The organism is Granulicella sp. WH15 (genome assembly GCF_009914315.1).
GTDB lineage: Bacteria > Acidobacteriota > Terriglobia > Terriglobales > Acidobacteriaceae > Edaphobacter.
On sequence record NZ_CP042596.1, the window covers coordinates 2,548,873 to 2,572,602 of the forward strand.

At 62.3% G+C, this 23,730-nt stretch carries 19 protein-coding genes; 5 read left to right on the top strand and 14 right to left on the bottom strand.

What is annotated here, in order from left to right:
• Positions 1 to 22: 22 nt before the first annotated feature.
• From flgM to FTO74_RS10585, 9 genes are all read right to left on the bottom strand, one after another.
• Positions 23 to 334 carry a flagellar biosynthesis anti-sigma factor FlgM gene (gene flgM, locus FTO74_RS10545; RefSeq protein ID WP_162538113.1) on the bottom strand — a complete coding sequence of 104 codons (312 nt, stop codon included), beginning with the start codon at positions 332 to 334 and terminating at the stop codon, positions 23 to 25.
• 57 nt (positions 335 to 391) lie between these two features.
• Complete coding sequence (locus tag FTO74_RS10550) at positions 392 to 709, bottom strand: rod-binding protein (protein WP_162538114.1); 318 nt, start codon at positions 707 to 709, stop codon at positions 392 to 394.
• A gap of 29 nt (positions 710 to 738) precedes the next feature.
• Entirely contained in the window at positions 739 to 1,830 is a 1,092-nt protein-coding gene (locus FTO74_RS10555) for a flagellar basal body P-ring protein FlgI (RefSeq protein ID WP_255462635.1), read from the bottom strand.
• 53 nt (positions 1,831 to 1,883) lie between these two features.
• A complete protein-coding gene (locus tag FTO74_RS10560) occupies positions 1,884 to 2,654 on the bottom strand; it encodes a flagellar basal body L-ring protein FlgH (RefSeq protein ID WP_174242222.1) in 771 nt (256 codons plus the stop codon).
• Complete coding sequence (locus FTO74_RS10565; RefSeq protein WP_162538116.1) at positions 2,651 to 3,154, bottom strand: flagella basal body P-ring formation protein FlgA; 504 nt, start codon at positions 3,152 to 3,154, stop codon at positions 2,651 to 2,653. The genes FTO74_RS10560 and FTO74_RS10565 overlap by 4 nt, the downstream gene beginning before the upstream one ends.
• A 21-nt stretch (positions 3,155 to 3,175) precedes the next feature.
• Positions 3,176 to 3,964, bottom strand: coding sequence for a flagellar basal-body rod protein FlgG (gene flgG, locus FTO74_RS10570; RefSeq protein ID WP_162538117.1), 789 nt, complete (start codon positions 3,962 to 3,964; stop codon positions 3,176 to 3,178).
• A 25-nt stretch (positions 3,965 to 3,989) separates the two neighbouring features.
• Entirely contained in the window at positions 3,990 to 4,748 is a 759-nt protein-coding gene (locus FTO74_RS10575; RefSeq protein ID WP_162538118.1) for a flagellar hook basal-body protein, read from the bottom strand.
• A 137-nt stretch (positions 4,749 to 4,885) separates the two neighbouring features.
• A complete protein-coding gene (locus FTO74_RS10580; protein ID WP_162538119.1) occupies positions 4,886 to 5,869 on the bottom strand; it encodes a hypothetical protein in 984 nt (327 codons plus the stop codon).
• A gap of 216 nt (positions 5,870 to 6,085) precedes the next feature.
• Entirely contained in the window at positions 6,086 to 7,468 is a 1,383-nt protein-coding gene (locus FTO74_RS10585; RefSeq protein WP_255462187.1) for a cytochrome P450, read from the bottom strand.
• A gap of 251 nt (positions 7,469 to 7,719) precedes the next feature.
• On the opposite strand from FTO74_RS10585, the gene FTO74_RS10590 reads away from it, so the two are divergent.
• On the top strand, positions 7,720 to 7,923 hold the full coding sequence (locus FTO74_RS10590) for a hypothetical protein (protein WP_162538120.1): 204 nt from the start codon (positions 7,720 to 7,722) through the stop codon (positions 7,921 to 7,923).
• Here the strand turns inward: FTO74_RS10590 and tdh are convergent.
• Positions 7,920 to 8,954, bottom strand: coding sequence for an L-threonine 3-dehydrogenase (tdh, locus tag FTO74_RS10595; protein ID WP_162538121.1), 1,035 nt, complete (start codon positions 8,952 to 8,954; stop codon positions 7,920 to 7,922). The genes FTO74_RS10590 and tdh overlap by 4 nt on opposite strands.
• Before the next feature lie 347 nt (positions 8,955 to 9,301).
• Between tdh and FTO74_RS10600 the strand changes: the two genes are divergently transcribed.
• The 4 genes from FTO74_RS10600 (at position 9,302) to FTO74_RS10615 (ending at position 16,111) form a co-directional block, all read left to right on the top strand.
• Positions 9,302 to 11,908, top strand: a complete 2,607-nt coding sequence (locus FTO74_RS10600) for a M14 family metallopeptidase (protein ID WP_220398997.1) — start codon at positions 9,302 to 9,304, stop codon at positions 11,906 to 11,908.
• A 337-nt stretch (positions 11,909 to 12,245) separates the two neighbouring features.
• Positions 12,246 to 13,331 carry a Gfo/Idh/MocA family oxidoreductase gene (locus FTO74_RS10605; protein ID WP_162538123.1) on the top strand — a complete coding sequence of 362 codons (1,086 nt, stop codon included), beginning with the start codon at positions 12,246 to 12,248 and terminating at the stop codon, positions 13,329 to 13,331.
• Positions 13,332 to 13,693: 362 nt separating this feature from the next.
• Positions 13,694 to 15,112: an acetylxylan esterase gene (locus FTO74_RS10610; protein WP_162538124.1), complete on the top strand. Its 1,419-nt coding sequence runs from the start codon at positions 13,694 to 13,696 to the stop codon at positions 15,110 to 15,112.
• 30 nt (positions 15,113 to 15,142) lie between these two features.
• Positions 15,143 to 16,111, top strand: coding sequence for a VOC family protein (locus tag FTO74_RS10615; RefSeq protein WP_220398998.1), 969 nt, complete (start codon positions 15,143 to 15,145; stop codon positions 16,109 to 16,111).
• Positions 16,112 to 16,171: 60 nt separating this feature from the next.
• Here FTO74_RS10615 and FTO74_RS10620 read toward each other — a convergent pair whose 3' ends face one another.
• The 4 genes from FTO74_RS10620 to FTO74_RS10635 form a co-directional block, all read right to left on the bottom strand.
• Positions 16,172 to 18,745, bottom strand: a complete 2,574-nt coding sequence (locus FTO74_RS10620) for an alpha-glucuronidase family glycosyl hydrolase (RefSeq protein ID WP_162538125.1) — start codon at positions 18,743 to 18,745, stop codon at positions 16,172 to 16,174.
• A 28-nt stretch (positions 18,746 to 18,773) separates the two neighbouring features.
• Positions 18,774 to 19,982: a D-mannonate dehydratase ManD gene (gene manD, locus FTO74_RS10625; protein WP_162538126.1), complete on the bottom strand. Its 1,209-nt coding sequence runs from the start codon at positions 19,980 to 19,982 to the stop codon at positions 18,774 to 18,776.
• Positions 19,983 to 20,002: 20 nt separating this feature from the next.
• Positions 20,003 to 22,648, bottom strand: coding sequence for a glycoside hydrolase family 3 C-terminal domain-containing protein (locus FTO74_RS10630; protein WP_162538127.1), 2,646 nt, complete (start codon positions 22,646 to 22,648; stop codon positions 20,003 to 20,005).
• Between the two features lie 138 nt (positions 22,649 to 22,786).
• Positions 22,787 to 23,560 carry an SDR family oxidoreductase gene (locus tag FTO74_RS10635; RefSeq protein ID WP_255462189.1) on the bottom strand — a complete coding sequence of 258 codons (774 nt, stop codon included), beginning with the start codon at positions 23,558 to 23,560 and terminating at the stop codon, positions 22,787 to 22,789.
• Between the last annotated feature and the right edge of the window lie 170 nt (positions 23,561 to 23,730).

Here is a 23,730-nt window from a genome sequence, read left to right on the forward strand (position 1 = left end):
ACTCTTGCCCGCGAAAACTGGACTAGCGCAGTAGCGAGCCGATGATCTTGTCGGCGACGTCGCTCGCCGAGACGTTGTAGGTACCGTCGGCAATGGCCTGTTGCAGGGCGGCGATCTTCTCGGTCCGCACATCGGAGTCGGGGCTGGAGCTGCCGACGGCCTGGGAGATGAAGCTGCTGGCGGAGCTGAGAGTCGCCTGGTCGGGCTGGTTGCTGCCCGATGCCGCCGGGGTACTGTCCTCTAAGCCGGGATCCGGCGCGTAGGAGCTGTGAAGTGCCTGGGGCGGGGCGATCGTGCTGGTGACGCCGCCGGTGATGCTACTGCTGAGGTTCATACCGTGTTCCTCCATCACTTACGGTATCGGCCTTAGTGTTTTCAAACTTTAGTACTATTACGATTTTATTTTTTTCGAATGATCTTCCCTGTTCACCTGCTGGATGATCTGCTTTGCGATGCCAAAGCCCGGACCGCTGGCCAGTGACTTTGTGAGCGCCTCTACCCCCATGGAGCGGAGGGTATCGTTGGCTCCTCCACTGGAGTCGCCGTCGGCATCGTCGGCCCCGGCGGCCTCGCCGAAGTGGAGTGGCTTCAACATCTCGCCCAGGAGCATGGCTTCAAACTGGCGGGCTCCGTCTACGAGTTTGGACTGCTGCTGGCGGTCGGACTGGGTTGAATCGACGGGGGTGGAATCAATGGGAGTGATGGTCATTTGGGTATCCCGGTCAATAGGTATCTGGGTTAGAGAACTTCCAGCTCCGCCTCGAGGGCTCCGGCGGACTTCATCGCTTGCAGGATGGAGATGACGTCGCGGGAGGTGGCCCCGATGGTCTGGAGGTTGCGGACGAGGTCGTCCACCGTGGCACCCTGCTTCAGCTCGATGCTGTTGACGGGGCGGTCCCGGGCGTCGACGCGGGTGACGGGCACGACCTGCGTGGTGCCGCTGGCGTAGGGTCCGGGCTGCGAGACCTTGAACTCGGTGACGACGTTGACCGCGAAGCCTCCATGCAGGATGGAGACCGGTTGCAGCACCACCGTACCCCCGATGACCACCGTTCCTGTGCGTTCGTTAACGATGACCCGGGCGCGGGGAAAGACCGATACCTCCACTGCTTCCACCCGCGAGAGCAGCACCGGCACGTCGTCCGTCTTGAGCACCTCGAGATCGACGCGGCGGCTGTCGTAGGCGCGGGCGGCGGGACGGCCCAGCTCGGCGTTGATGGCCGTGGCCATGGACTCGGCGCTGTGAAAGTCGGCCTCGTTGAGCAGGATGGAGAACTGCGTGCGGTTAGTCAGGTCGACGGCCAGGCCGCGCTCGACCGTGGCTCCCAGCGGCACGCGGGCGGTATTGGGGTGGTTCAACTGCCGGGTGTTGCCGTTGACGCTCACCGAGTATCCCCCTACCACCAGCGGACCCTGAGCCTGCGCGTAGATCTTGCCGTCGGCCCCGTAGAGCGGCGTCATCAGCAGCAGGCCGCCTTCGAGCGAGCGGGCGTCTCCGGCCGAGGAGACGGTGATGTCGAGCTTCGTTCCCGGACGCGAAAACGCGGGCAGCGACGCCGCGACGAAGACCGCCGCGAGGTTCTGGACGCGGATGCTGGCTGCCGGGACGCTGACGCCCATGCGCAGCAGCATCGAGGCCAGGGTCTGGACCGGGAAGGTGGTCTGTTGGCTGTCTCCTGTGCCTTCGAGGCCGACTACCAACCCATAACCGACGAGCTGATTATCGCGGATGCCTTCGATGGTCGAGATGTCCTTGACCCGCGCCTGACGGACGGAGGAGCCGCTGTTGAGAGAGGTCGCCTCGACCGCAAGGCAGCGGGGCACAAGCAACAGGGGCAAAAAGCAGACGATAACGCTAAACAGAGACGGAGGACGCTGACCCATCAAAACACCAGGATATTCTGCAGAAACCGAACGAGCGCGTTCTGCCGGTGAGTGTAGTCGTTGACGATGCCCTTGCCTTTGACCTCAAGCTCGAGCGAAGAGATGGCCGTGGACAGGATCTGGTTCTGCTGCGAGATATCCTCGGGCCGCACCAGGCCGCGCAGGATGATGGTCTGGGTCTGCTGGGCGAACTCGACCTGGCGGGCGGCCTCGATGACCAGCGTTCCGTTCGAGAGCACCTCGATGACCTGGCCTCCGAGGACGGTGCTCAGGCTGGAGTTGGTCTCGCTCTGGCCCTGTGCGTTGAGCCCCGAAGCGGAGGTCTGGTTAATCAGGTTCTGAAGCGCGTTGCCCGCGTGCAGGGTGCCGATGAGACCGCTGATGGAGGAGTTGGCGTTAGAAGCGCGGCTGTTCTTGACCGTGCCGTCGGTTGAGGCCGAGAGGTTCTCGGCGATGACGACGGAGATGAGGTCGTGCGGACGCAGGGCGCGCACGTCGGTGCTGAGCCGTGCCAGACGACCGCTGTCGGTCCAGGTGGAGCCCGCCGCGGTGTAGTCGATGGCGGTCTCGGCCTTGACGCGGGTGAGGTATGAGGAGAGTGAGGTCGCAGCGGGGTTGGGCTTGGGGGTGAGCAGCTTGGCGACGACCCCCTGCGGCTTGGATGGCTGCTTTGTTGGCGTGGCCGGGGTGTCGAAGACCGACTGCCCGCGCAGCGCGGAGGCGCTCGCCAACAGAAGAAGCATGAGGCTTGCTTTACGAATGAGGATCATGGCTGAATCTCCAGCGTGCGCGGCCCTACAACTACTGCGGAGACGTATCGTTCCGTACCGCCGCTCCCCTGCCCGCCCTGATTGACACGGGCTCGGATCGTGTCTCCTGGGTAGCCGCTGGACTGCGCCACTGCGCTCAATTCCAGATGGACCATCGGCCCGTAGTAGCGGACGTGGACGATATCTCCAGCCCGCACCGCCGGGGGTGTCGCATCGGCAATCGCGCCCTTAAGGCTGTTCGGAGACTGGGCGAGCGGGACGGCAACTTCGGGCCGCTCCGGGTGCTCGCAGCTTGCGACCATGGCCCAACCACGGTTGAGGAAGGGGTCCCAACGCCGCGACTGGAGCCGGTAGCCGGTCGTCTGCGCCACCACCATCCCCTCCTGACGCGCTGCTTCATCCACCGATGCGAAGCAGGGAGTGGCGATGCCTGTTCCGGATTGTGCCACGCCGCTTTGAGCAGTAAACAACAGAGCGGCGAGTATGAATCGTTGGCGCATGACGGACTCCATAACGGACTGTTACCGGACCATGCCGTTGATCTGCTGGTACATGTCGTCGGCGACATGAATCACCTTGGAGTTGCTCTCGTAGGCGCGCTGCGCCAGGATCATCTGGACAAACTCGGTGACGACGTCCACGTTGGAGTTCTCGACGTATCCCTCCTGCAAGGTGCCGACGCCGGAGGTACCGCCGGGGGTATCGGTGATGGGGTTTCCCGAAGAGGGAGACTGCATGAAGAGGTTGCCGCCGAGCGAGGTCAGGCCGCCGGGATTGGCGAAGTTAGCAAGCTGAAGCGTCCCCAGGTTGGCCACGTTGGTCTGGCCAGGGATGTTGGCCGAGACGATGCCGTAGTTCGAGATGGCGATGTTGGTCGCGTTGGCGGGAATCGAGATGCTGGGCAGCAGGATATCGCCGTCCACTGTGACGATGACGCCCTGGTTGTTCAGGTGGAAGCTGCCCGCGCGTGTGTAGGCCAGCGTGCCGTCGGGGCGCTGAATCTGGAAGAAGCCCTGCCCCTGGATGGCGACGTCCAGCGGGTTGCTGGTCTGGTTGAAGTCGCCCTGGGTCATGATGACCTCGGTCGCGGCCGAGCGCGTACCCAGGCCGATCTGGAGTCCGGCCTGCGTGGTCTGGATGCTGGCCGGAGAGCCGGGCGTGACGAGATTCTGGTAGATCATGTCCTCGAACTGGACGCGGCGGCTGCGGAATCCGGCGGTGGCCGAGTTGGCCAGATTGTTGGCGACCGTATCGAGGTTGGCTTGCTGGGCGCTCATGCCGCTGGCGGCGGTGTATAGGGCTCGGATCATCTCTATTTACCTCGTAAATACTGGGTTATACGCGTGAGAGTTCTTCGGTGGCGGTCTTGTCGAAGTCGTTGTGGAAGAGGCTGAGGGCCTTCTGCATCATCTCGGCCTGGCGCTGGATGAGGATGAGGTTCATGGTGCCGTGGACGCTGTCCTGGTTGGAGCCTTCAAGCTCGCCCTGGTGGACTACGCCGCCACCGAGCGTGGGTTTTACGGTGGTTCCGTCGGGCTTGGTAGGCGGGAGGAAGCGGTTGATGCCCTCGGCCTTTAGCTGCGAACCGGCCGGAAAGGAGTAGAGACCGACCTTGCCCGCGATCGCGCCATTTACTGCGATGATGCCGTCGGAGGAGATCTCGATCTTGCCGGTGGGCAGCGTGATGGGCTTGCCCTGATCGTCGAGTACCGGCTCGCCTGTGGCGGTCTGGAGCTGCCCTGCGGCGGAGCGGGAGAACTGGCCGTCGCGGGTGTAGCGCACGCCCTGCGCCGTGGTGATGGCGAAGAAGCCCGTGCCCAGGATGCCGAGATCGAGCGGGTTGGCCGTGGGCACCAGAGCACCCTGGCCCATATCGACCGTGGTGCCCCCGAGGATGCCGTAGCTGTTGACGCTGTTGCCTACCTGCGAGCCCTCGTCGGAGGTGTCGAGGCCCGAGGAGAGCAGGCTGCTGAAGTAGTCGCGCTGCGCCCGGAAGCCGCTGGTGCTGGCGTTGGCCAGGTTGTTTGAAGCGGTGTCGAGTGCCTGCGTGCGTGCGAGCAGACCGGTGTATACGGCGTAGATTCCGCTGTCCATGCCGGAGAGTGATGCACGCGGGAGGCCGAAGCGGAGGAGAGCTGGGTTAGAAGGTTGTAAGGGTGTGGATGTGAGGATTCAAACGAAGAGGCCTCCGCAGGAGCGCGGAGGCCTCTTTGCTTTTAATTGGCTGGGGATTAGTGGACTACCGACTGGAAGAGCGACGAGCTGAGCAGGCTCGAGAACTGGCTGTCGGAGGAGGAGTAATCGACCGTCAGGGTGCCCGAGTTGGAGTCGATGTTCGTCGCGTCGAGCGCGTTCTTCTCCATCTGGTCGCCGGAGGTCTTCTTCAGGATCGAGACGCCCTTCATCAGAGTGGCGGCGGTGGCGGCGGTGATCGTGTCGGACATCACCACGGCCATCTCGAACTTGACGCCGTTCGAGAAGTCCATCGTGTAACGGGAGCTCTTCATGCGGTTGCGGACCGTGTCGTAGTCTGCCAGCCCCGCCGCGTCGCCCATCACGCCGCGCATCATGTTCTGCGTGCCCTTCTGGTCGAGCAGGCTCCAGATCGCCTTGCTGTCCACGGCGGTCATCTCGTTGACCATATCGGCGTTGGCCAGGAAGTTCTGGGTGAGGCCGTCGCGGGCGTCGATGGCGGCCCGCACCGCGTCGCGGTCGCCGAAGACCATCGTGGTCTGGTTCAGGAAGACGACGCTCATGCCCGCCGAACCCAGCGGATAGATGCTGTTGTTGCGCACGACAACCGGCTTGGTCTTCTGCTTGAGGAAGTTGGCCATGATGGCGTTGGTGTGGAACTGGCCCTGCGCGATGCCGACGATGCGGGTGTTATTGGAATCAGCGCCGCCCTGGCGGAAGGAAGCGAAGGCGAGGGTATCGGCGTCCTGATCGACCTTGAGGCCAGAGGTCTTGAGCGCTGTCTCGAGGCGCTTCAGCTCGGGGGGAAGGACGCGATCTTTGAGATTCATCGCCGCCGGGGAGTTCTGCATGGCGCGGTAGTCGACGACGATGATCTGCTGGATGTCCTTGGGGATGCTGGACTTGCCGTCGCTGGAGAGCTGGGCGGCGTGGAGCAGAGGGGCGGCAACTGCGAAGGCGGCGAGTGCGGCGGTCTTCCGGAGGAGGTTGCTGGCGATGGTCGAGCTGGCGAAGAGGTTCAAGGTAAACTCCCGGTGGCGCGGCGGTAGAGGGCCGGGCCTTCTTATTCTTTCGTCAAATGACGGGTGTTGCAAGAGTACTTCTCGGGATTGGACGGGTGGAATGGGGGAACGTTGGTACTGAGGGGCGGAATTTACCGCCTGTTCAAGACACGCGCAGCTTCCAAAACCCCACGAAGTGGCGCCCGCCCGGCGTTAGGGCGCTTTTGCTGCTGTCTTTTAATGACGACTGAGGCTGAGAGCCAAACCGTGCTTCGGACGCAGGCTGATGGCCGGGTTGACGGCGATTTTGGCGGGCGAGCCGGGAGTGGGCGTTAGCTGCCAGTCGCGGGCAAAGGTGGCCAGTGAGAGGACTCCCTCCATCCAGGCCAGCCCCTCGCCGATGCACTGGCGCGAACCTGCCGCGAAGGGGAAGAAGGTATATCGGGGACGTTGCGAACGCTCTGCCTCCGTCCAGCGGTCGGGGTTGAAGCGGAGCGGCTCGTCGAAGAAGCGCGGGTCGCGGTGGACCACGAACTGCGGGGCGATCAGGATGGCTCCGCGCGGGATGGTGAAGCGCGCGATCTCGTAAGGCTCGACGCAGGTGCGGGCCGTGACCCACACGGGTGGGTAGAGGCGGAGAGCCTCCGAGAAGACCTGCGTGGCGTAGGGCAGGTTTCCGTAGTCCGCTGCGTTGGGGGCGCGGCCGGGGAAGACGGCTGTGGCCTCGGCATGCAGCCGTTGCTGTACGTCAGGATGCTGGGCCATGAGCCACAGGGCGAAGCTGAGGGCGTTGGCCGTGGTCTCGTGGCCCGCCAGCAGGATGGTGAGGCACTCGTCGTGGATCTGCTGGTCGCTCATGGTGTAGGACGGGTCTTCGGGGTCGGCGGCTTCGATCAGCATGGAAAGCAAGTCGCCACGGTCGCCGGGGTGGGCGCGGCGCTCGCGGATCATGCCGTAGATGAGGGCGTCCAGCTCGGCTTGGCCGCGACGGATGCGGCGCATGGCGGGCAGGGGCAGGCGCTGGATCTGCGTGGAGAACGGGAGCAGCGCCAGCGGCAGGAAGCCCATGAAGGCGTCGACCGCGGCAGAGATGCGACGGACCTCGTCACGTGAGTTCACGTCGAGGTCGAAGAGGCACTTGCCGACGATGCGCAGGGCCAGTTCGAGCATGGACTCGTGGAGGTCGGTGGTGGTGCCGGGCTGCCAGCTTGCGGAGATGCGGACTGCTTCCCTGCCGATGGTCTCGCCGTAGGCGGCGATGCGCTGGCGGTGGAAGGCGGGTTGGGCCAGACGGCGCTGGCGCATGTGGGTCGGTTCTTCGGAGGTCAGCAGACCGTCGCCGAGGATGACGCGGGCGCGCTGCATCACCATGCCGCGATGGTGTTTGGCCGCGTCCTTCAGGAAGAAGTCTTCGATCAAGGTTGGGTGGTTGAGTTGGTAGATGTGGCGGCCGAAGGCGGTGGTATGGACCAGGTCGCCGAAGCGGGTGGCCAGGCGGGTGATGGATTCGGTGGCGTCGATGCGGCGGAACATGCCTGAGAGGAGCGGCGGCAGGAAGGCTGAGCCTGCGGGGTAGCGGGGGTCGCGGCTGGGGCGGATGTCGAGTGGGGCGAGTGGCATGTGGGCCTCTGCATCCACGATCTCATTGTGGGGTGGGGTTTGTCGTGGTGGGGTGGGGTGGCTCGGTTGAAACCCATGTCTCAGACGCGAGACATGGGCACCCGGATATGGGGCTGGGGTGAAGAAAGCATACCTCGGGGGCTAAAGCCCGCATCTGTGCATGTTTTTAATGTCCGGGCTAAAGCCCGGACCTACCCCAGAAGCAAAAGCAACGGCAACGGCAAAAGCAGATTCCTCCGCTTCGCTCCTGAATGACAACCAAGAAAACAAGCAACGACAAGAACAACGACAAGAACAACGACAAGAACAACGACAAGAACAACGACAAGAACAACGACAAGAACAACGACAAGAACAACGACAAGAACAACAGCATTCCAATCATCGTTCATGACAAAATGGCTACGCCAGTGCGGCGCAGCCATTTATTTGTAACGATTATTGGTTCAATTTAGCTGACGTCGCTCCAGTCGAGGACGACCTTGCCTGAGTTGCCGGTGCGCATGGCTTCGAAGCCCTGCTCGTAGTCCTTCCAGTTGAGGCGGTGCGTGATGACCGGCGAGATATCCAGGCCGGACTCGAGCATCACCGTCATCATGTACCAGGTCTCGTACATCTCGCGGCCGTAGATGCCGCGCAGCGTCAACTGGTTGAAGACGACGCTGTTCCAGTCGATCGCGATCTCCTGCGAGGGGATGCCCAGGATGGCGATCTTGCCGCCGTGGCTCATGTTGGCGAGCATGTCCTTGAAGGCGGCGGGGTTGCCAGACATCTCGAGGCCGCGGTCGAAACCCTCGTGCATGTTCAGCTCGGCCATCACGTCCTTGAGCGAGGTCTCGAGCGGGTTGACGGCGCGGGTGACGCCGACCTTCTCTGCCAGCTCGCGGCGGTAGGGGTTGGGATCGGAGATGACGACATGGCGCGCGCCCGCGTGCTTGGCCACCGCGGCGGCCATGACGCCGATGGGACCGGCTCCGGTAACCAGCACGTCCTCTCCCAGCGGGGGGAACGCCAGCGCCGTGTGCACCGCGTTGCCGAGCGGGTCGAAGATGGCCGCGATCTCGGTGGGGATGCCGGGCGCGTGGCTCCAGATGTTGGTCATGGGCAGCACGATGAACTCGGCGAAGCAGCCGTTGCGCTGCACACCCACGCCGAGTGTGTTGGCGCAGAGATGACGGCGTCCGGCGAGGCAGTTGCGGCAACGGCCGCAGACGACGTGGCCTTCGCCGCTGACGAGTTGGCCGACCTTGATGTCCATGACGTTCGAACCGAAGGCCACGACCTCGCCGACGAACTCGTGGCCGATGGTGAGGCCCACCGGAATGGTCTTCTGAGCCCACGAGTCCCACTGGTAGATGTGCAGGTCGGTGCCGCAGATGCCGGTGGCGAGGACGCGAATCTTGACGTCGTTGATGCCCATTTCCGGCTCAGGAACGTCCTGGAGCCAGAGGCCGGGCGCGGCCTGGGATTTCACAAGTGCCTTCACGTGTTGCCTTTCTGATGGTGTCCTGAGTGTGATTGTTTCTATGAGTTTACTGTGTTCGGGATGCAAATTCCGAGCTAAAACTCAGGACTGCCCGGAAACGATAGTTACAGCAAAACCAGTAGCTACTATCTGAATAGTTTATCCGTCAGCCTTTTTCCACGTTTTTAGTCCTTGGACTTTGAGGCCATGGGCGGTTACACTGCCCGCGTACCCACAACTGTTCTGTAACATGACTTCGCTGTCAATGCGCGGGCACTTTGCCTTGCGCAGGGCCTTGTCTTTCCTGTTTTTGTTGTCCCTGTTTTTCAAGCAGTCCATTTGCTGAACTCTGGAGGCTTCACCGTCCTATGCGCTCTCTTCGCAATACCTGTTGGCTAAGCGCCATTGCTTTGGCATCCGTGATGACGGGCTCGCTCGCGGCCCAGACGACCGTTACCCCGCCGGATAAGTTCTTCGGCTTCCAACTGGGCGCCGACCGCCACATGGCGCGCTGGGACAAGATCGTGGACTACTACGGGGTCATCGAGAAGCAGAGCGGCGGCCGGATGAAGGTCATCAACATGGGGCCGACCATGAATGACAATCCGTTCCTGATGGTGATTATCACCTCGGCGAAGAACATGCAGAACCTCGACACGATCCAGAAGAACAACCTGACGATCGTGCATCCGGGCAACACGCCGGTCGATGAGATCAAGAAGCTGGTGGGCGCGGGCAAGGTCGTCATCGTGCAGTCGATGAGTATGCACGCGACCGAGATCGGCGGAACCCAGATGGCTCCGGAGCTGGCCTACGACCTGCTGACGCGCAAGGATGAGGATACGCAGCGCATCCTCGATAACGTCGTCTTTATTGAGGTTCCGTGTTTCAATCCCGACGGCGAGCTGATGGTGACGGACTGGTACAACAAGACGCTGGGGACTCCGTATGAAGGTGTGAACTACCCCTCCTTGTATGCGAAGTACATCGGCCACGACGATAACCGCGACGCGTTTATGACGCAGATGCGGGAGTCGCAGTACATGGCCAGCATCCTGTTTACGAACTGGCGGCCTGAGGTCTATGTCGATCACCACCACATGGGAAGCTATGGCCCGCGTATCTCGCTGCCGCCCTATGCGGAGCCGGGTCGGCCTTATGCCGATCCGCTGACGTGGCGCGAGGTGGCCTGGTATGGCGCGCAAATGGCGTACAAGGAGTCTGAGAACGGGTATACGGGCGCGATCAACAACGCCATCTACTCGGGCTGGGGACACTTCGGCTTCCACTGGATTACGCCGTTCCATAACATCGACGGCATGTTGACGGAGTCGGCGAGCGCCAAGCTGGCGACCCCGATGTACATTCTGCCCGAGCAGCTACAAGGCGGCGCGCGCAACCTGCCGAAGTACGAGGAGGAGACGATCTTCCCGGACCCGTGGCCGGGCGGATGGTGGCACCTGCGCAACATCGTCGATATGCAGAAGACCTCTGCGTGGGCGGCGCTCGAGATTGCCTCGAAGAACCGTGAGACGGTGCTTTGGAATGCGTATCAGAAGGCTGTCCGGCAGACTGAGCGCGGGGCCAAGAGCGATGTGCAGGCTTATGTAGTTCCGACTACGCAGCACGATCCCATTACTGCGAACCTGATGATTCAGAAGCTGCTGGTTCAGGGTATTGATATCCAGAAGGCGGGTAAGCCCTTTACCACCGCCGATGGACGCAGCTACGAGGCGGGCACCTACGTCATCACGACGGCGCAACCGAAGATGGGTCTTATCAAGAACCTGCTGGATAAGAACTTCTTCCCCGATAACGACTGGACGCGGGATAAGAACGGCGATCCTATCCGTCCGTACGACCTCTCGACCGACACGATGTACGAGTTCATGGGTGTGCGGGTCGATCCGGTGGCCGGGCCGATCAACGCGGATCTGCAACTGATTACGGCGGCTCCACTGGCTCCGGGCAAGGTGCAGGCGGGCAGCGCGGGATACACGCTGAGCGCGAAGCTCGACAACACCTTTATGGCGGTGAACCTGCTTCAGAACAAGGGTGTGAAGGTAAGCCGAGTGGATAAGGCTGGCGACGGCCTGACGCTGGGCGACTTCGTGGTCGGCAAGGGCTCTGAGGCCGATATGAAGGAGATCGCGACCAAGACCGGCGTGGACTTTCTGCCGGTGGCCTCGATTCCGGCTGGCTCGACGCACGAGCTGAAGCACCTGCGGATTGGCCTGTACCAGCGCTACTTTGGCGGCAACGTGGACGAGGGCTGGACGCGCTGGCTGCTGGAGCAGTGGGGCTATAACTCGGTCAACATCTTTGACCCGGAGATCAAGAAGGGCGACCTGAATGCGAAGTACGACGTCATTATCCTGCCGGACGATGCGACGACGACGCTGACGGGCGAGCCGGGAACGGGAGGACGTGGCGGCGGCGGTGAGCGTGGCTCGGCGACGGACTATCCGCCGGAGTACCGCAGCGGCATGGGGGCTGATGGCGTGACCTCGCTGAAGACCTTTGTGCAGCAGGGCGGCACCGTGGTGACGCTGGGCATGGCAAGCAACTTCGCCATCGACCGGCTGGGCGTGCATGCGCGCAATATTCTGGCCAACGCTACCACCAAGCAGTTCTGGTGCCCTGGGTCCACGCTGAAGGTGGACTTCGACACGACGAACCCGCTGGCTTACGGTATGCCGAAGGACGGGCTGGCGCTGTTCCTTCAGGGCGATCCGGTCTTCGAGATTGCTCCGAGCCAGTCGAACGAGAAGTACTCGGTGATTGTGAGCTACCAGAAGAACCGGGATCTTTTGCAGAGCGGCTGGCTGGTGGGTCAGGGTCTGATCCAGGGCAAGGCGGCGATGATCTCGGCTGAGATGGGCAAGGGCAAGGTGATTCTGGTGGGCTTCCGCACCCAGCACCGCGCGCAGACCTATGGGACGTTCAAACTGCTGTTCAACAGCCTGACCAACTAACTGATGCAGCTTGAAATCCGGCCCCAGACTGACGAAGGTCAGTGCTGGGGCCGGTTTTTTTGTGGCTCGGGAGAAGAAAGCATACCTCGAGGGCTAGAGTCCGCATCCGTGCATGTTTTTAATGTCCGGGCTAAAGCCCGGACCTACCCCAGAAGCAACGGCAAGAACAAAAGCAACGGCAGATTCCTTCGCTTCGCTCCTGAATGACAACCAAAAGAACAGGCAACGGCAAAGACAACCGTTGGTTGAAAGGCATGGATCAGAGGCTGGAGATAGGGAGCCCTGGTCTGTGGCTTAGCTCTCGACATCTTCACCTTCTCGGCTTAGAGTTGTGGGCATGAACCGTCGCGATTTCACTAAGCTTTCTACACTCGCCCTGGCCTCGAGCTATCTGCCTGCGTCCGCGCAGAACACCCCTACGGGTAAGCCCGTCGGCTATGCCGCGGTTGGGTTGGGAACGATCTCCGATATCTTCATGCGCGGCTGTCAGGCTACGCAAAGCTCGAAGATTACCGCACTGGTGACCGGCCATCCCGACACCAAGGGCGTGAAGTATGCGGAGATGTACGGCATCCCCAAAAGCTCGATCTATACGTACGAGCAGTTCGACCGCATCCGCGAGAACAAAGACGTGGACGCGGTGTACATCGGTCTGCCCAACAGTATGCACAAGGAATACACGGTGCGGGCGGCGCAGGCGGGCAAGCATGTGCTCTGCGAGAAGCCGATGGCCGTCTCGAGCGAGGAGTGCCGGGCGATGATCGCCGCGTGCAAGAAAGCAAATGTGAAGCTGATGATCGCGTACCGCATTCAGTATGAGCCAACGTGGAAGAAGGCCATTGCGATGATCGAGGCGGGCGATATCGGGGATATCCAGTCGTTCACCGGCGGCTATTACGCGCAGATGAAGGCTCCGCAGTGGAGGCTGAACAAGGCTCTGGCAGGCGGTGGGCCGATTATGGATCTTGGGGTCTATCCGCTGAACGCGATTCGTCACATCACCAAAGAGGAGCCAAAGAAGTTTACGGCGGTGGTCTCGACGATGGACCACTCGGGGCGCTTTGCGGAGATGGAGCAGTCGATGGAGTGGACGATGGAGTTCCCCTCCGGAATCATCGCCAAGTGCGGGACCTCGTATGGGCAGAGCGGGCCGAGCATGTTGACCGTCAATGGGACGAAGGGGTATCTGGAGTTCAGCCCGGCATTCAACTACGACAAGGGCCATGTGGGCGGACGGATCGGGCGCGAGCCGGTGGATCTTAGTGCGACCCAGCAGCATCCTTATCAGTTCACGCTAGAGGCCGACCACTTCTCCGACTGTGTTCGCAACGACAAGGAGCCTCTTGCGGCGGGTGAAGAGGGGTTGAAGGATCTGCTCGCTATCGAGGCAATTTACAGGGCGGCTGGGACACCCATCGCTTAGCTTAATGGGCGAGTGATCTTCTGAGGTCCTCCCATTGGCCGGAAACGAGCATTGCTTGTTTCCGGCCAACGGGAGGACCTTTGCACTTTGAGTCATCGAGACAAGTATGAAGGTCACGAAGTGACTGCCCTCCGCGAAGGAGGTCTATTCCTCAGCGGCTGAAGCTGTTCCCTGAATGAGGACAGATTTACTTCGTCCTGCGCATAAATAAAGCATGGAATGTAAGTTGCTTATTTCCCAAGAAATACTAGCCGCTTTACAAAATCCTTGACAGCCATAGCTCTGTCCTCGTAGAACGGCGACGCTTACTTTATTGTCATACCGTATAAATCATCTTCCGCTAGACCAACGAGGGTAAGGAAATGAACAGACATCGGCAGGCTGTGGTTTTGATCCTGGCACTAACAACCGGGCTTGCAGGCAATGCAGCACGAGGGCAGGCGACGTACCCACCGGTCGTGCACCTGACGTCCGAGCAGGATCATCAGCGCGTCATGGAGCAACTGCACATGACGTCGATCCGGCCGGGGCGCAATGGGACGAACCCGCAGGACCCTAGCTTTGCCAACTACGATGAGAGCAAGGCGAACCCCATTGTGGGGCTTCCGGACCCGTTGGTATTGAACAACGGCAAGAAGGTGACGTCGGCGAAGGTGTGGTGGAACGTGCGCAGGCCGGAGCTGTTTGAGCTCTTCGACCGCGAGATCTACGGCCGGATGCCGAAGAACACTCCCAAGGTGACGTGGGAGGTGAAGAGCACGAAGGAGGGCATGAACGGCGATGTGCCCATCGTGACCAAAAGCCTGGTGGGGCATGTGGACAACTCCGCCTATCCCCTGATTACGGTCGATATTCAGTTGGAGCTGACGACTCCGGCCAAGGCCAGCGGGCCGGTGCCGGTGATGATGGAGTTTGGATTTATCGGGCCGAGGCCGGTTCGTCCGGGCGCTTCGGCTCCCCCGCCACCGCCGCCGGGACCGACGTGGCAGCAGCAGGTGCTGGCAAAGGGTTGGGGATATGCGGAGCTGAGCCCGGCAAGCATCCAGGCGGATAACGGCGGGGGGCTGACCGAGGGGATTATCGGGCTGGTGAACAAGGGCCAGCCGCGCAAGCTGGACGACTGGGGAGCGTTGCGGGCGTGGGCGTGGGGCGCGAGCCGGGCGCTCGATTACTTTGAGACTGACAAGGCCGTGGACGCGAAGCAGGTAGGGATCGAGGGCCACTCGCGCTATGGCAAGGCGACAGTGGTGGCGATGGCTTATGAGCCTCGGTTTGCGATTGCTTATGTCAGCTCGTCGGGCGAGGGAGGAGCCAAGCTGAGCCGGAGGAACTGGGGCGAGATCGTCGAGAATGTGGCCGGGACCAACGAGTATCACTGGATGGCGGGTAACTTTCTGAAGTATGCGGGGCCTTTGCAGTGGAAAGATCTGCCGGTGGATGCGCATGAGCTGATTGCGCTGTGCGCGCCGCGGCCGGTGTTCATCAGCGGTGGCGCTCTGGCTGCCGGGGACGGCTGGGTGGATGCGAAGGGGATGTTTATGGCCGCCGTCGCGGCTGGGCCGGTGTATCGGCTGCTGGGAAAGAAGGATCTGGCTACGACGGAGTTTCCGCCGATGGAGACGCCGCTGATTGGTGGAGATCTGGCGTTTCGTCAGCATAGCGGAGGGCATACTCCGGTGCCGAACTGGCCGACGTTTATTGAGTTTGCAAGCCGTTACCTGACCGCTCCGGCTGCGCACGCGGCCAGTGCTGCCAACGGCGGAAGCAACGCAGGCCAGTAGTAGCCGGATCGGGCTATACTTTGATTCCTAATGAGTAATTTGAAGGCGGATGCGAGGGCGATGATGGGATGGAATAAAGCAGCGGGGTTGGCAGTAGTATGCGTTTCCCTGCTTGGGTATGGGGTTAGCGGAGCGGTCGGCCAGGAACGGCCGAAGATTACGAGTGTCTCGCACCTCAGCGTCTACAGCGAGGACCCGGCGAAGACGGAACAGTTCTACGTGCATGACCTGGGTGCGATGAAGGGGATCGATCCCGAGAACCCGGCCGGGGTGCGCTACTACTTCAACCCGATCCAGTTTGTTGAGGTGCTTCCCTTACCTGCGGGAGCGGGGGTGAATCGCTTCGACCATGCTGGGTACAACACTGCCAACGCCGAGGCGCTGCGCAAGTACCTGGGCGCGCAAGGTATCGCGGTGCCCGATGCGGTGACGCAGGTGAGTGACGGCAGCCGCTACTTTGAGGTGAAGGACCCGGAGGGTAACCGGGTGCAGTTTGTGCAGCCTTCGGCTCATCCTATCGCTGTTCCCAACAACCCGCTGAGCAACCACATGATTCATGTGGGCTATATCGTGCATGATCCCGAGGCTGAGGATACCTTTTATCAGCGGGTGTTGGGCTTCCGGCCTTACTGGCACGGCGGCATGAAGGAAGACGCGCATGACTGGATCTCGATCCAGGTGCCGGACGGGACGGACTGGGTGGAGTACATGACGGTGAAGGGGCCGGAGAAGACCGGGATTCCGTCGACCATGACGCAGAGCGCGGCGGGCGTGCTCAACCACTTTGCTCTGGGCGTCTTCAACATGGAGAAGACGATGAACGTGCTTTATCTGGGGGATCGTTTGAACGCCAAGCACTCGCCGCCGCAGATTGGGCGGGATAGCAAGTGGCAGCTCAATATCTATGATCCGGATGGGACACGGGCGGAACTGATGGAGTTCCAGCCGATGGGTAAACCTTGCTGCTCGCCGTTTTTGGCGGCTAGTCCGACGAAGTAAGGCTTACAGGCAAAAAGAGGCACGGATAATCCGTGCCTCTTTTATTTGTGCGGGCTTTGGCTAGGGAGTGGCTGGGGTCAGCTCGATGTAATCGACCGGGGCTGGTTCCTTGCCCTCGGAGGTGCCGCGTAGCTCGAGCGTGTCACCGGCGTGGAGAGCGACGGGTGGTGTGGTGAAACGAGTGCTAGTGTGGCCGTTGAGGCGGACGTCTGGACGGTCCGGCGGGAGGGTGGCGTTGGCCTTCCAGGTGGCGATGGAGTGACCGTTCAGGAGCAGGTCGAAGCTGGAGGTTCCGCTGTGCAGGTCGAAGTACTGGATGGCTATGTTGTAACGGCCTTCGGGAACGGTGGTTTTGGTGGTTAGGGTGCAGGTTTCGGCGCGGTTGCAGGCTACGGCCTTGCCTCCCGATGCGGTCTCCCACGGGGTGACGTCAACCGGGGTGTAGCCGTCGGGGGTCATGTTTTCGGCTTCGATGCGGCCGGAGTGGTGGCCTACGCGGCCTGCGGTGTCGTCGATGCCGGAGATGCGGTGGAACCAGTCGTTGACGGCGTCGCGCCAGACGATGGCGTGGCCAGCCTGGTAGGTGAAGAGGTCGGCTACCTGGGTGTAGGTGGCGGGATCGACGTGGCCCTTCAGTTTGGCCCACTCGGTGGAGTAACTGGCTGCGGTGGCGGCTCCTTCGTAGTGGCTGTCGTAGACGTGCTGGACGACTGTTTTGCCGGAGTGGAGCTGGTGCGTGTAGGGGACGTGGTGCATGAAGAGGAGCAGGTCATCCGGGCAGGTCGTTAGCGACTCATACTTGGCGGCTAGCTCCGGTGGGTACTGGCCGATGTAGCCGGTGCCGGTGGCGACGGTGCGGTCCATGCCGATGCCCTTCGAGTCGCCGCGGAACCACTGGCCCCAGCCGTTGCGCTCGGCGCTCTCGATGCCGGGGCCGAAGTGGACGCCGGTGATCTCGGTGAGGGTGCCGATGCCGAGGGGGCCGGAGTAGTTCTCGTAGGCGTGCCAGCTTTCGAGCTGGATGCGGTCGATGGTGGCGACGACGAGCGGATCGTTGCCGAAGCTCATGCGAGTCCACTGCTCGATGATCTGTTCGCTGGTGAGGTCGGGGTTCCAGGCCAGCCTGCCGTAGCCGTAGAGGTTGGCCAGGGCCATGGGGTGGTGCATCCAGTTGTCTTCGAGGCCAACGTTGGCCACGCCGACGAAGCCGCCGGTGGGCTGGCGGAAGCTGTGGCCGGAGACGATCTGCTTGACCGGGGTGTGGCGGGCCTTGCCGTCGGGGTCGGGGACGCGCATGTCGGTGTCGAGCACCCACTTCCACATGGGCACGAGGAAGACCATGTGGCGTTGCTGGCCGAGGTACTCCTGGGTGATCTGTAGCTCGATGGTCTGGGGAGTGTGCTGGAGGGCCGGGATGAGAGGGCTGACCGGCTCGCGGACCTGGAAGTCGATGGGGCCGTGCTTGACCTGGATGACGACGTTGGGCTCGAACTTGCCGTCGAGGGTGTGGAAGTTGTCGTAACCGGCGCGGGCGCGGTCGGCCTTCAGGTCGTTCCAGTCGAGGTGGTGGTTGTAGACGAAACCGCGGTAGAGGACCAGACCGCCGTGGGGCTGGAGGGCGCGGGCGAGCACGTTAGCGGCCTCGGCGGGGGTGCGGCCGTACTGCGATGGGCCGGCGCGGCCTTCGCTGTCGGCCTTGACGACGAAGCCCGCGAAGTCGGGGATGCGGGTGTAGATCTGATCGACGGTCTTCTGCCACCAGGCAGCTACGGTGGGATCGAGCGGGTCGAAGGTGGGAAGCTTGCCGACGACCTGGGGGCTGGAGAGATCGACCGAGAGCGAGAGCCGGACGCCCCAGGGACGGAAGACGTCGGCGACGCGGGCGATCTCTTCGATCATCTCGGGGGTGAGGGTGCGCAGGTCGGAGTTGACGTTGTTGATGGTGACGCCGTTGATGCCGATGGAGGCCAGCAGGCGGGCGTACTCGGCGGGGCGCGTGAGGTCGGCGCGGACATGGCCGTCGTCGAAGAAGATGGAGCGGCCACCGTAGCCGCGCTCGATGGAGCCGTTGAGGTTGTCCCACTGGTTGATCCAGCGGATCTTGTTTGCGGGCTCTTCGATCAGGGGCTGCTGTGGCAGCGGCGTGCCTGCGGCGATCATGGAAAGCAATCGGAAGGTGCCGTATAGCTCGCCGCGTTCCGAGCCTCCAGTGACGACCCAGAGGTCTCTTCCCTTCTGCCTGACGCGCTCGATGCGAAAGCCTTCTTCTGCAACGGGCGCAGTTGTGATGCCAGCGGCGGCTAGGCTCTTTGAGGTGCCCAGAACCAATGCGTCTCCATGAGCGGGGAGCGTGGCAGCGGTGCTGAACGGCTTGCCCAGCATCCGCTCGAGGCCGGTATGGAGTTCTTCCGATGCGCTCTGTGAGGTGGGTCCGCTACTTGCGTTCCAAAGGACCGATGGGAGCTTTGCGTAGAGGCTTTTCGCTTCGCCCAGGGGCTGATAGCGCAGCCATGCGGCCTGGCTGTCGGGTACGGATGCGGCGCTGACCACGACGGAGGACGACTGCGCGAAGATGCTGCTTACACCGCTGACAAGCACCAATGCTATACCAAGGATTCTGCGAGTCGATCTCACGGATACGTCCTTTCGTTGCTGGCAGTGGCTACCAGTCTGTGAGGGTGCCGTCGAGCTTGCGGGCCAGCGGTAGGTAGGCGCGTTCGTAGGGGTACTTCGCGGCCAGCGTCTCGTCGATATCGACGCCGAGGCCGGGCTTGTCACCGGGGTACATGTAGCCCGCGCTAAAGGTGTACTCGTGGGGAAAGACTGCGTCGGTGAGGGCGCTGTGGCGCATGTGCTCCTGCACGCCGAAGTTGTGGATCGACAGACCGAAGTGCAGTGCCGCCGCCATCGTTACAGGAGAGAGATCGGTGGCTCCGTGGCAGCCCGTGCGGACGTGGTAGATGGCGGCGAAGTCGGCAGCCTTCTTGAGCGCGGTGAGGCCGCCGCCGTGGACGATGGTCATGCGCAGGTAGTCGATCCACTGGTTGCGGATGAGATCGTGCGCGTCCCAGAAGGAGTTGAAGACCTCGCCGGTGGCGATGGGGGTGGTCGTGTGCTCGCGGATGAGCTTGAAGCCCTCTTGCAGCTCGGCGGGAACGGGGTCTTCCATCCAGAAGAGGTTTGCGGGCTCGAGTGCTTTGCCGAGGCGGGCGGCTTCAATGGGGGTCAGGCGGTGGTGTACATCGTGGAGGAGGTGAACGTCTTCGCCTAGCTCGACGCGCAGACGCTCGAAGAGCTTGGGCGCGGCGCGCAGGTAACGCTCGCTGGACCATAGGCTTTCGCTGGGCAGGCCGCGCTCGGCGGGCTCGTACGCCTTGGTGCCCTTGGGCACGCCGTAGGTGCCGGACATGCCGGGGATGCCGCTCTGCGCGCGCACGGCGATGTAGCCCAGCTCCATCTCCTTGCGTACCGAATCGACGGTCTCGTCGATGTCGCGGCCGTTGGCGTGGGCGTAGACCATGACGCCGTCGCGGCTCTTGCCGCCGAGCAGGTTGTAGACCGGCGTGTTGAGGGCCTTGCCCTTGATGTCCCAGAGCGCGACGTCGACCGCGGCGATGGCGGTCATCGTGACGGGGCCGCGCCGCCAGTAGGCTCCGCGATAGAGGTACTGCCAGATGTCCTCGATCTGGGATGGGTCGCGGCCGATGAGGCAGGGGCAGACGTGCTCGCTGAGGTAGCTTGCTACGGCCAGCTCGCGGCCGTTCAGCGTGGCGTCGCCGAGGCCGTAGATGCCCTCGTCCGTCTCGATCTTTAACGTGACGAAGTTGCGGTCGGGAGAGCAGATAATCAAGCGTGCGCTGGTGATCTTCATAGCACCCTTTACGACTCTGGTTAGTGAGGCAGTGGCTGCGAGCCTTCGATTGCGAATGAAGTGGACGGTGCGCTGGATGACGGCTGTGAGCCGCCGACTGCGATACGGTACTCCCCTGCGCGGACGGCGCGGTCGCCCTTCGCGTCTACCAGCGAGAGCTGACGTGGACGAAGCGTGAAGAGCAGGTGGCGCTTCTCGCCGGGGGCCAGGTGGATGCGCTGGAAGGCTTCGAGTTCCAGTGCAGGCGCCAAGGGTGTTGACGGAGGCAGCAGGTAGAGCTGGGATACCTCATCGCCCGCCATGTGGCCGGTGTTGGTGACATCGGCTTCGACGGTGAGGTCGTCGCCCGCGTGCAGGTGGCTGGTGGAGAGCTTCACATTGCTGTAGGCGAAGCTCGTGTAGCTGAGGCCGTAGCCGAAGCCGTAGAGCGGTGTGCCCTTGAAGTAGCGGTAGGTGCGGTTCGACATGGAGTAGTCGTCGAAGGAAGGAAGCTGCTCCTTGGAGGTGTAGAAGGTAATGGGCAGGCGGCCGCCGGGGTTGTTCTTGCCGGAGAGCGTCTCGGCGATGGCGCGGGCTCCTGCTTCGCCCGGATACCAGGCTTCGAGGATGGCGGCGGCGTGCTGTTGCGCCCAGTTGATGGCCAGGGCGCTGCCGTTGAGGAGCACCACCACGATGGGCTTGCCTGTGGCAGCTACGGCTTCAAGCAGTTGCTGCTGGGCTGCGGGCAGCTTGATGTCGGTGCGGTCGCCACCGGCGAAGCCTTCTACCTTCAGCGGCATCTCTTCGCCTTCGATCTCGGGCGACAGGCCGACGAAGGCCAGGACTACGTCAGACTGCTTGGCGATGGCTACTGCCTGCTGGCGCATGACGTCGGCGGGAGGCACCCACTCCAGCGTGAAGCCGCCGCCGAAGAGCGGGGCTTCGTGGATATACTCGACGCGAAGCTTATGCGGCTGCGTGTCAGCGAAGTGCAGGTTGAAGCGCGGCGATCCGCTACCGCGGGACTCCTTGCCTGCCGGGCTAGCGAAAGAGGTAACCTTCACGTCGTCTAGGTAGACCGCGAACTTCTCCGAGTCGTAGCAGGGGAAGCAGTGTGCGAGGCGCGCGTGGAACTCGTAGTCGCCGGACTGCGGCGGGGTGATCGTGCCCGACCAGCGTACGGAGAACTTCGATTGATCGAGGCCATCGACGGGGGCTGCGGAGTTCCAGTCGAAGTCGATCTCTTTGTCCACTCGCGTGGCTGTGGGTGTGCCGGAGAAGTCGGTGTTGGAGAAGTACTCGCCGGTAATTCCCTCTTTGCCATCGTTCGAATGGAAGAGCGTGCGCGGCGCGGGTAGCGTTACTCCTTCAGCGTAGGAGGAACCTTGCGCGTATAACACGTGAGTTGCACCGAACTCGGCTGCGATGCCGTCCAGCGGCAACTGCGGGTTCCTGGGAACGGCGTTGTAGTTCCCTTCTATCGCCGACAATGCTGCCGCGTTGGGGCCGATGACTGCGATGGTCTTCGTGCTCGCACGCAGCGGTAGCAGGTTCGAGCGATTTTGCAGCAGAACCATCGACTCGCGTGCGGCCTTCAGGGCTGTCTCCTGATGCTGTGCGGAGCGGACCTCGCTGAAGGGGATCTTCGCGAAGGCTACCTGCGAGGGGTCGTCGAAGAGACCTAGCTTGTAACGCGCGGCGAAGAGACGCTCAAGCGATGTGTCGATCTCCTTCTCGCTGATGAGGCCGCGTTTTACCGCGTCGCCTAAGGCCAGGTAGGTGGTGCCGCAGTTGGTGTCGGTGCCCAGCTTGATGCCGTCGGCTGCGGCTGTGGCTTTGTCGGCGGAGTAGTTGTGGGCCTTCTTTTCGAAGAAGTCGTCAACCGCGCCGCAGTCGGAGGTGATGAAGCCCTTGAAGCCCCACTCGCCGCGCAGGATGTCGTGGAGCAGCAGCTTGCTGGCGCAGGCGGGCTGGCCGTCGACGGCGTTGTAGGCGCACATGATCGAGTCGGCTTTGGCGTCGACGATGGTGGCGCGGAAGGCGGGCAGGTAGGTGTCCCATAGGTCGTATGGGGTGGGGTCGATGTTGGCGCTATGACGCGTGGACTCGGGGCCGCTGTGGACGGCGAAGTGCTTCGGGGTTGCGATGACGCGGGGGTGTTCGGGGTCTTCGCCCTGGAGGCCGCGCACGAAGGACATACCGAGGCGGCTGGTCAGGAAGGGGTCTTCGCCGTAGGTCTCCTGGCCGCGTCCCCAGCGTGGATCGCGGAAGATATTGATGTTCGGCGACCAGATGGAGAGGCCGAAGTAGATGGAATGAACGTTGTTGCGGATGGCCTCGTTGTACTTGGCGCGCGCCTCGACCGAGATGGAGGTGGCGACCTCGTGCAGCAGGTCGGTGTCCCACGTGGAAGCGAGGCCTATGGCCTGCGGGAAGAGTGTCGCGTAGCCGGACCGAGCGACGCCGTGCAGGCCCTCGTTCCACCAGTCGTAGGCGGGCACGTTCAGGCGCGGGATGGCGGCGGAGGTGTTGATGGTCTGGGTGATCTTTTCGTCGAGCGTCATCTTCGAGACAAGCTCGTGCGCGCGCTGCTCCGGCGACTGCTGAGCGATCAGGCACGAGGAGACCGTGGCGAGAAGAAGTACCGGCAGACAGAGAGTTTTGGGGAAGTTTTTTTTGGACTTCATGGGTGATCGGGCTCCGGCGGTTTCGGCTGGATGACGGTGAAGTTTATTTTGTACGCGTCACAAACTTTATCCGTGGCACGCGAGCCTGTCAAACGGCGCTTCGGTCTTATGTATGTGATTGTATTGGGTGGCGCGCGGCTACTGGTTTACGCCGCTCGCCAGCGTTCCGCCGTCCACGACCAGGATCTGGCCGGTGATGAAGCTGGCGGCCTCTGAGGCCAGGAAGATCGCGGGGCCCACCAGCTCTTCCACGTCGCCGAAGCGATGCATGGGGGTGCGCATCAGCAACTCGTGGCCGCGGGGCGAATCGAGCAGCTTGCGGTTGAGGTCGGTGGGAAAGATGCCGGGGGCGATGGCGTTGACGCAGACGCCGTGCATGGCCCACTCGACTGCGAGTGATTTGGTCAGAGCGCCTACGCCTGCCTTGCTGGCACCGTATGCGGCTACATCGCGAAAGGCCACAAAGGTAGAGAGCGAAGCGATATTGATGACGCGGCCGTAGCCCTGCTCCAGCATGGTGCGGCCGAAGATCTGACAGGCGCGCAGGGTTCCCGTCAGATTGATGTCGAGGATGTTGGCCCAGGTCTCTTCCGTCAACTCCAGCGTGGGTACTCGCTTGGTGATGCCAGCGCAGTTCACGAGGATGTCGACGCGACCGAACTCTTTGAGGACCGCCGCGTGCAGGGCCTCGAGCGAGTCGCGCTGGGTAGCGTCGCTGGCGATGCGGAGGGTGCGATGACCGGCGCTCTCCAGCTCGTCGGCGAGGGCGTTCACGGCCTGCAGGGTGCGCGAGCTGGCGACCGTATTGGCACCAGCCTCGGCCAGCCCCAGGGAGATGGCTCTGCCGATCCCCGAGGTGCCGCCAACTACCACCGCACATCTTCCTGAAAGGTCGAAAAGATCAGCTCCCACAGTCGTCAGGGTCCTTTGGAAATCGATTTCCATTATTACCTGAAAAAAATGAGGCTGTCACGGAGGAACTTGAGGGTTTTCTTGTCAAGCACAACCAACTCCAATGTTTTGTTTCAGATAAAAGAGAGATAGAAATGAGAATCTATTACGAAATTATCTCGTCGAGGGAT

What these genes read in the sequence shown, in the direction of transcription:
- flgM (WP_162538113.1), bottom strand. Translation starts at nt 334, where the DNA reads ATGAACCTCAGCAGTAGCATCACCGGCGGCGTCACCAGCACGATCGCC.
- FTO74_RS10550 (WP_162538114.1), bottom strand. Translation starts at nt 709, where the DNA reads ATGACCATCACTCCCATTGATTCCACCCCCGTCGATTCAACCCAGTCC.
- FTO74_RS10560 (WP_174242222.1), bottom strand. Translation starts at nt 2,654, where the DNA reads ATGATCCTCATTCGTAAAGCAAGCCTCATGCTTCTTCTGTTGGCGAGC.
- FTO74_RS10565 (WP_162538116.1), bottom strand. Translation starts at nt 3,154, where the DNA reads ATGCGCCAACGATTCATACTCGCCGCTCTGTTGTTTACTGCTCAAAGC.
- flgG (WP_162538117.1), bottom strand. Translation starts at nt 3,964, where the DNA reads ATGATCCGAGCCCTATACACCGCCGCCAGCGGCATGAGCGCCCAGCAA.
- FTO74_RS10575 (WP_162538118.1), bottom strand. Translation starts at nt 4,748, where the DNA reads ATGGACAGCGGAATCTACGCCGTATACACCGGTCTGCTCGCACGCACG.
- FTO74_RS10585 (WP_255462187.1), bottom strand. Translation starts at nt 7,468, where the DNA reads ATGCCACTCGCCCCACTCGACATCCGCCCCAGCCGCGACCCCCGCTAC.
- FTO74_RS10590 (WP_162538120.1), top strand. Translation starts at nt 7,720, where the DNA reads ATGACAACCAAGAAAACAAGCAACGACAAGAACAACGACAAGAACAAC.
- FTO74_RS10600 (WP_220398997.1), top strand. Translation starts at nt 9,302, where the DNA reads ATGCGCTCTCTTCGCAATACCTGTTGGCTAAGCGCCATTGCTTTGGCA.
- FTO74_RS10605 (WP_162538123.1), top strand. Translation starts at nt 12,246, where the DNA reads ATGAACCGTCGCGATTTCACTAAGCTTTCTACACTCGCCCTGGCCTCG.
- FTO74_RS10610 (WP_162538124.1), top strand. Translation starts at nt 13,694, where the DNA reads ATGAACAGACATCGGCAGGCTGTGGTTTTGATCCTGGCACTAACAACC.
- FTO74_RS10615 (WP_220398998.1), top strand. Translation starts at nt 15,143, where the DNA reads ATGAGTAATTTGAAGGCGGATGCGAGGGCGATGATGGGATGGAATAAA.
- manD (WP_162538126.1), bottom strand. Translation starts at nt 19,982, where the DNA reads ATGAAGATCACCAGCGCACGCTTGATTATCTGCTCTCCCGACCGCAAC.
- FTO74_RS10630 (WP_162538127.1), bottom strand. Translation starts at nt 22,648, where the DNA reads ATGAAGTCCAAAAAAAACTTCCCCAAAACTCTCTGTCTGCCGGTACTT.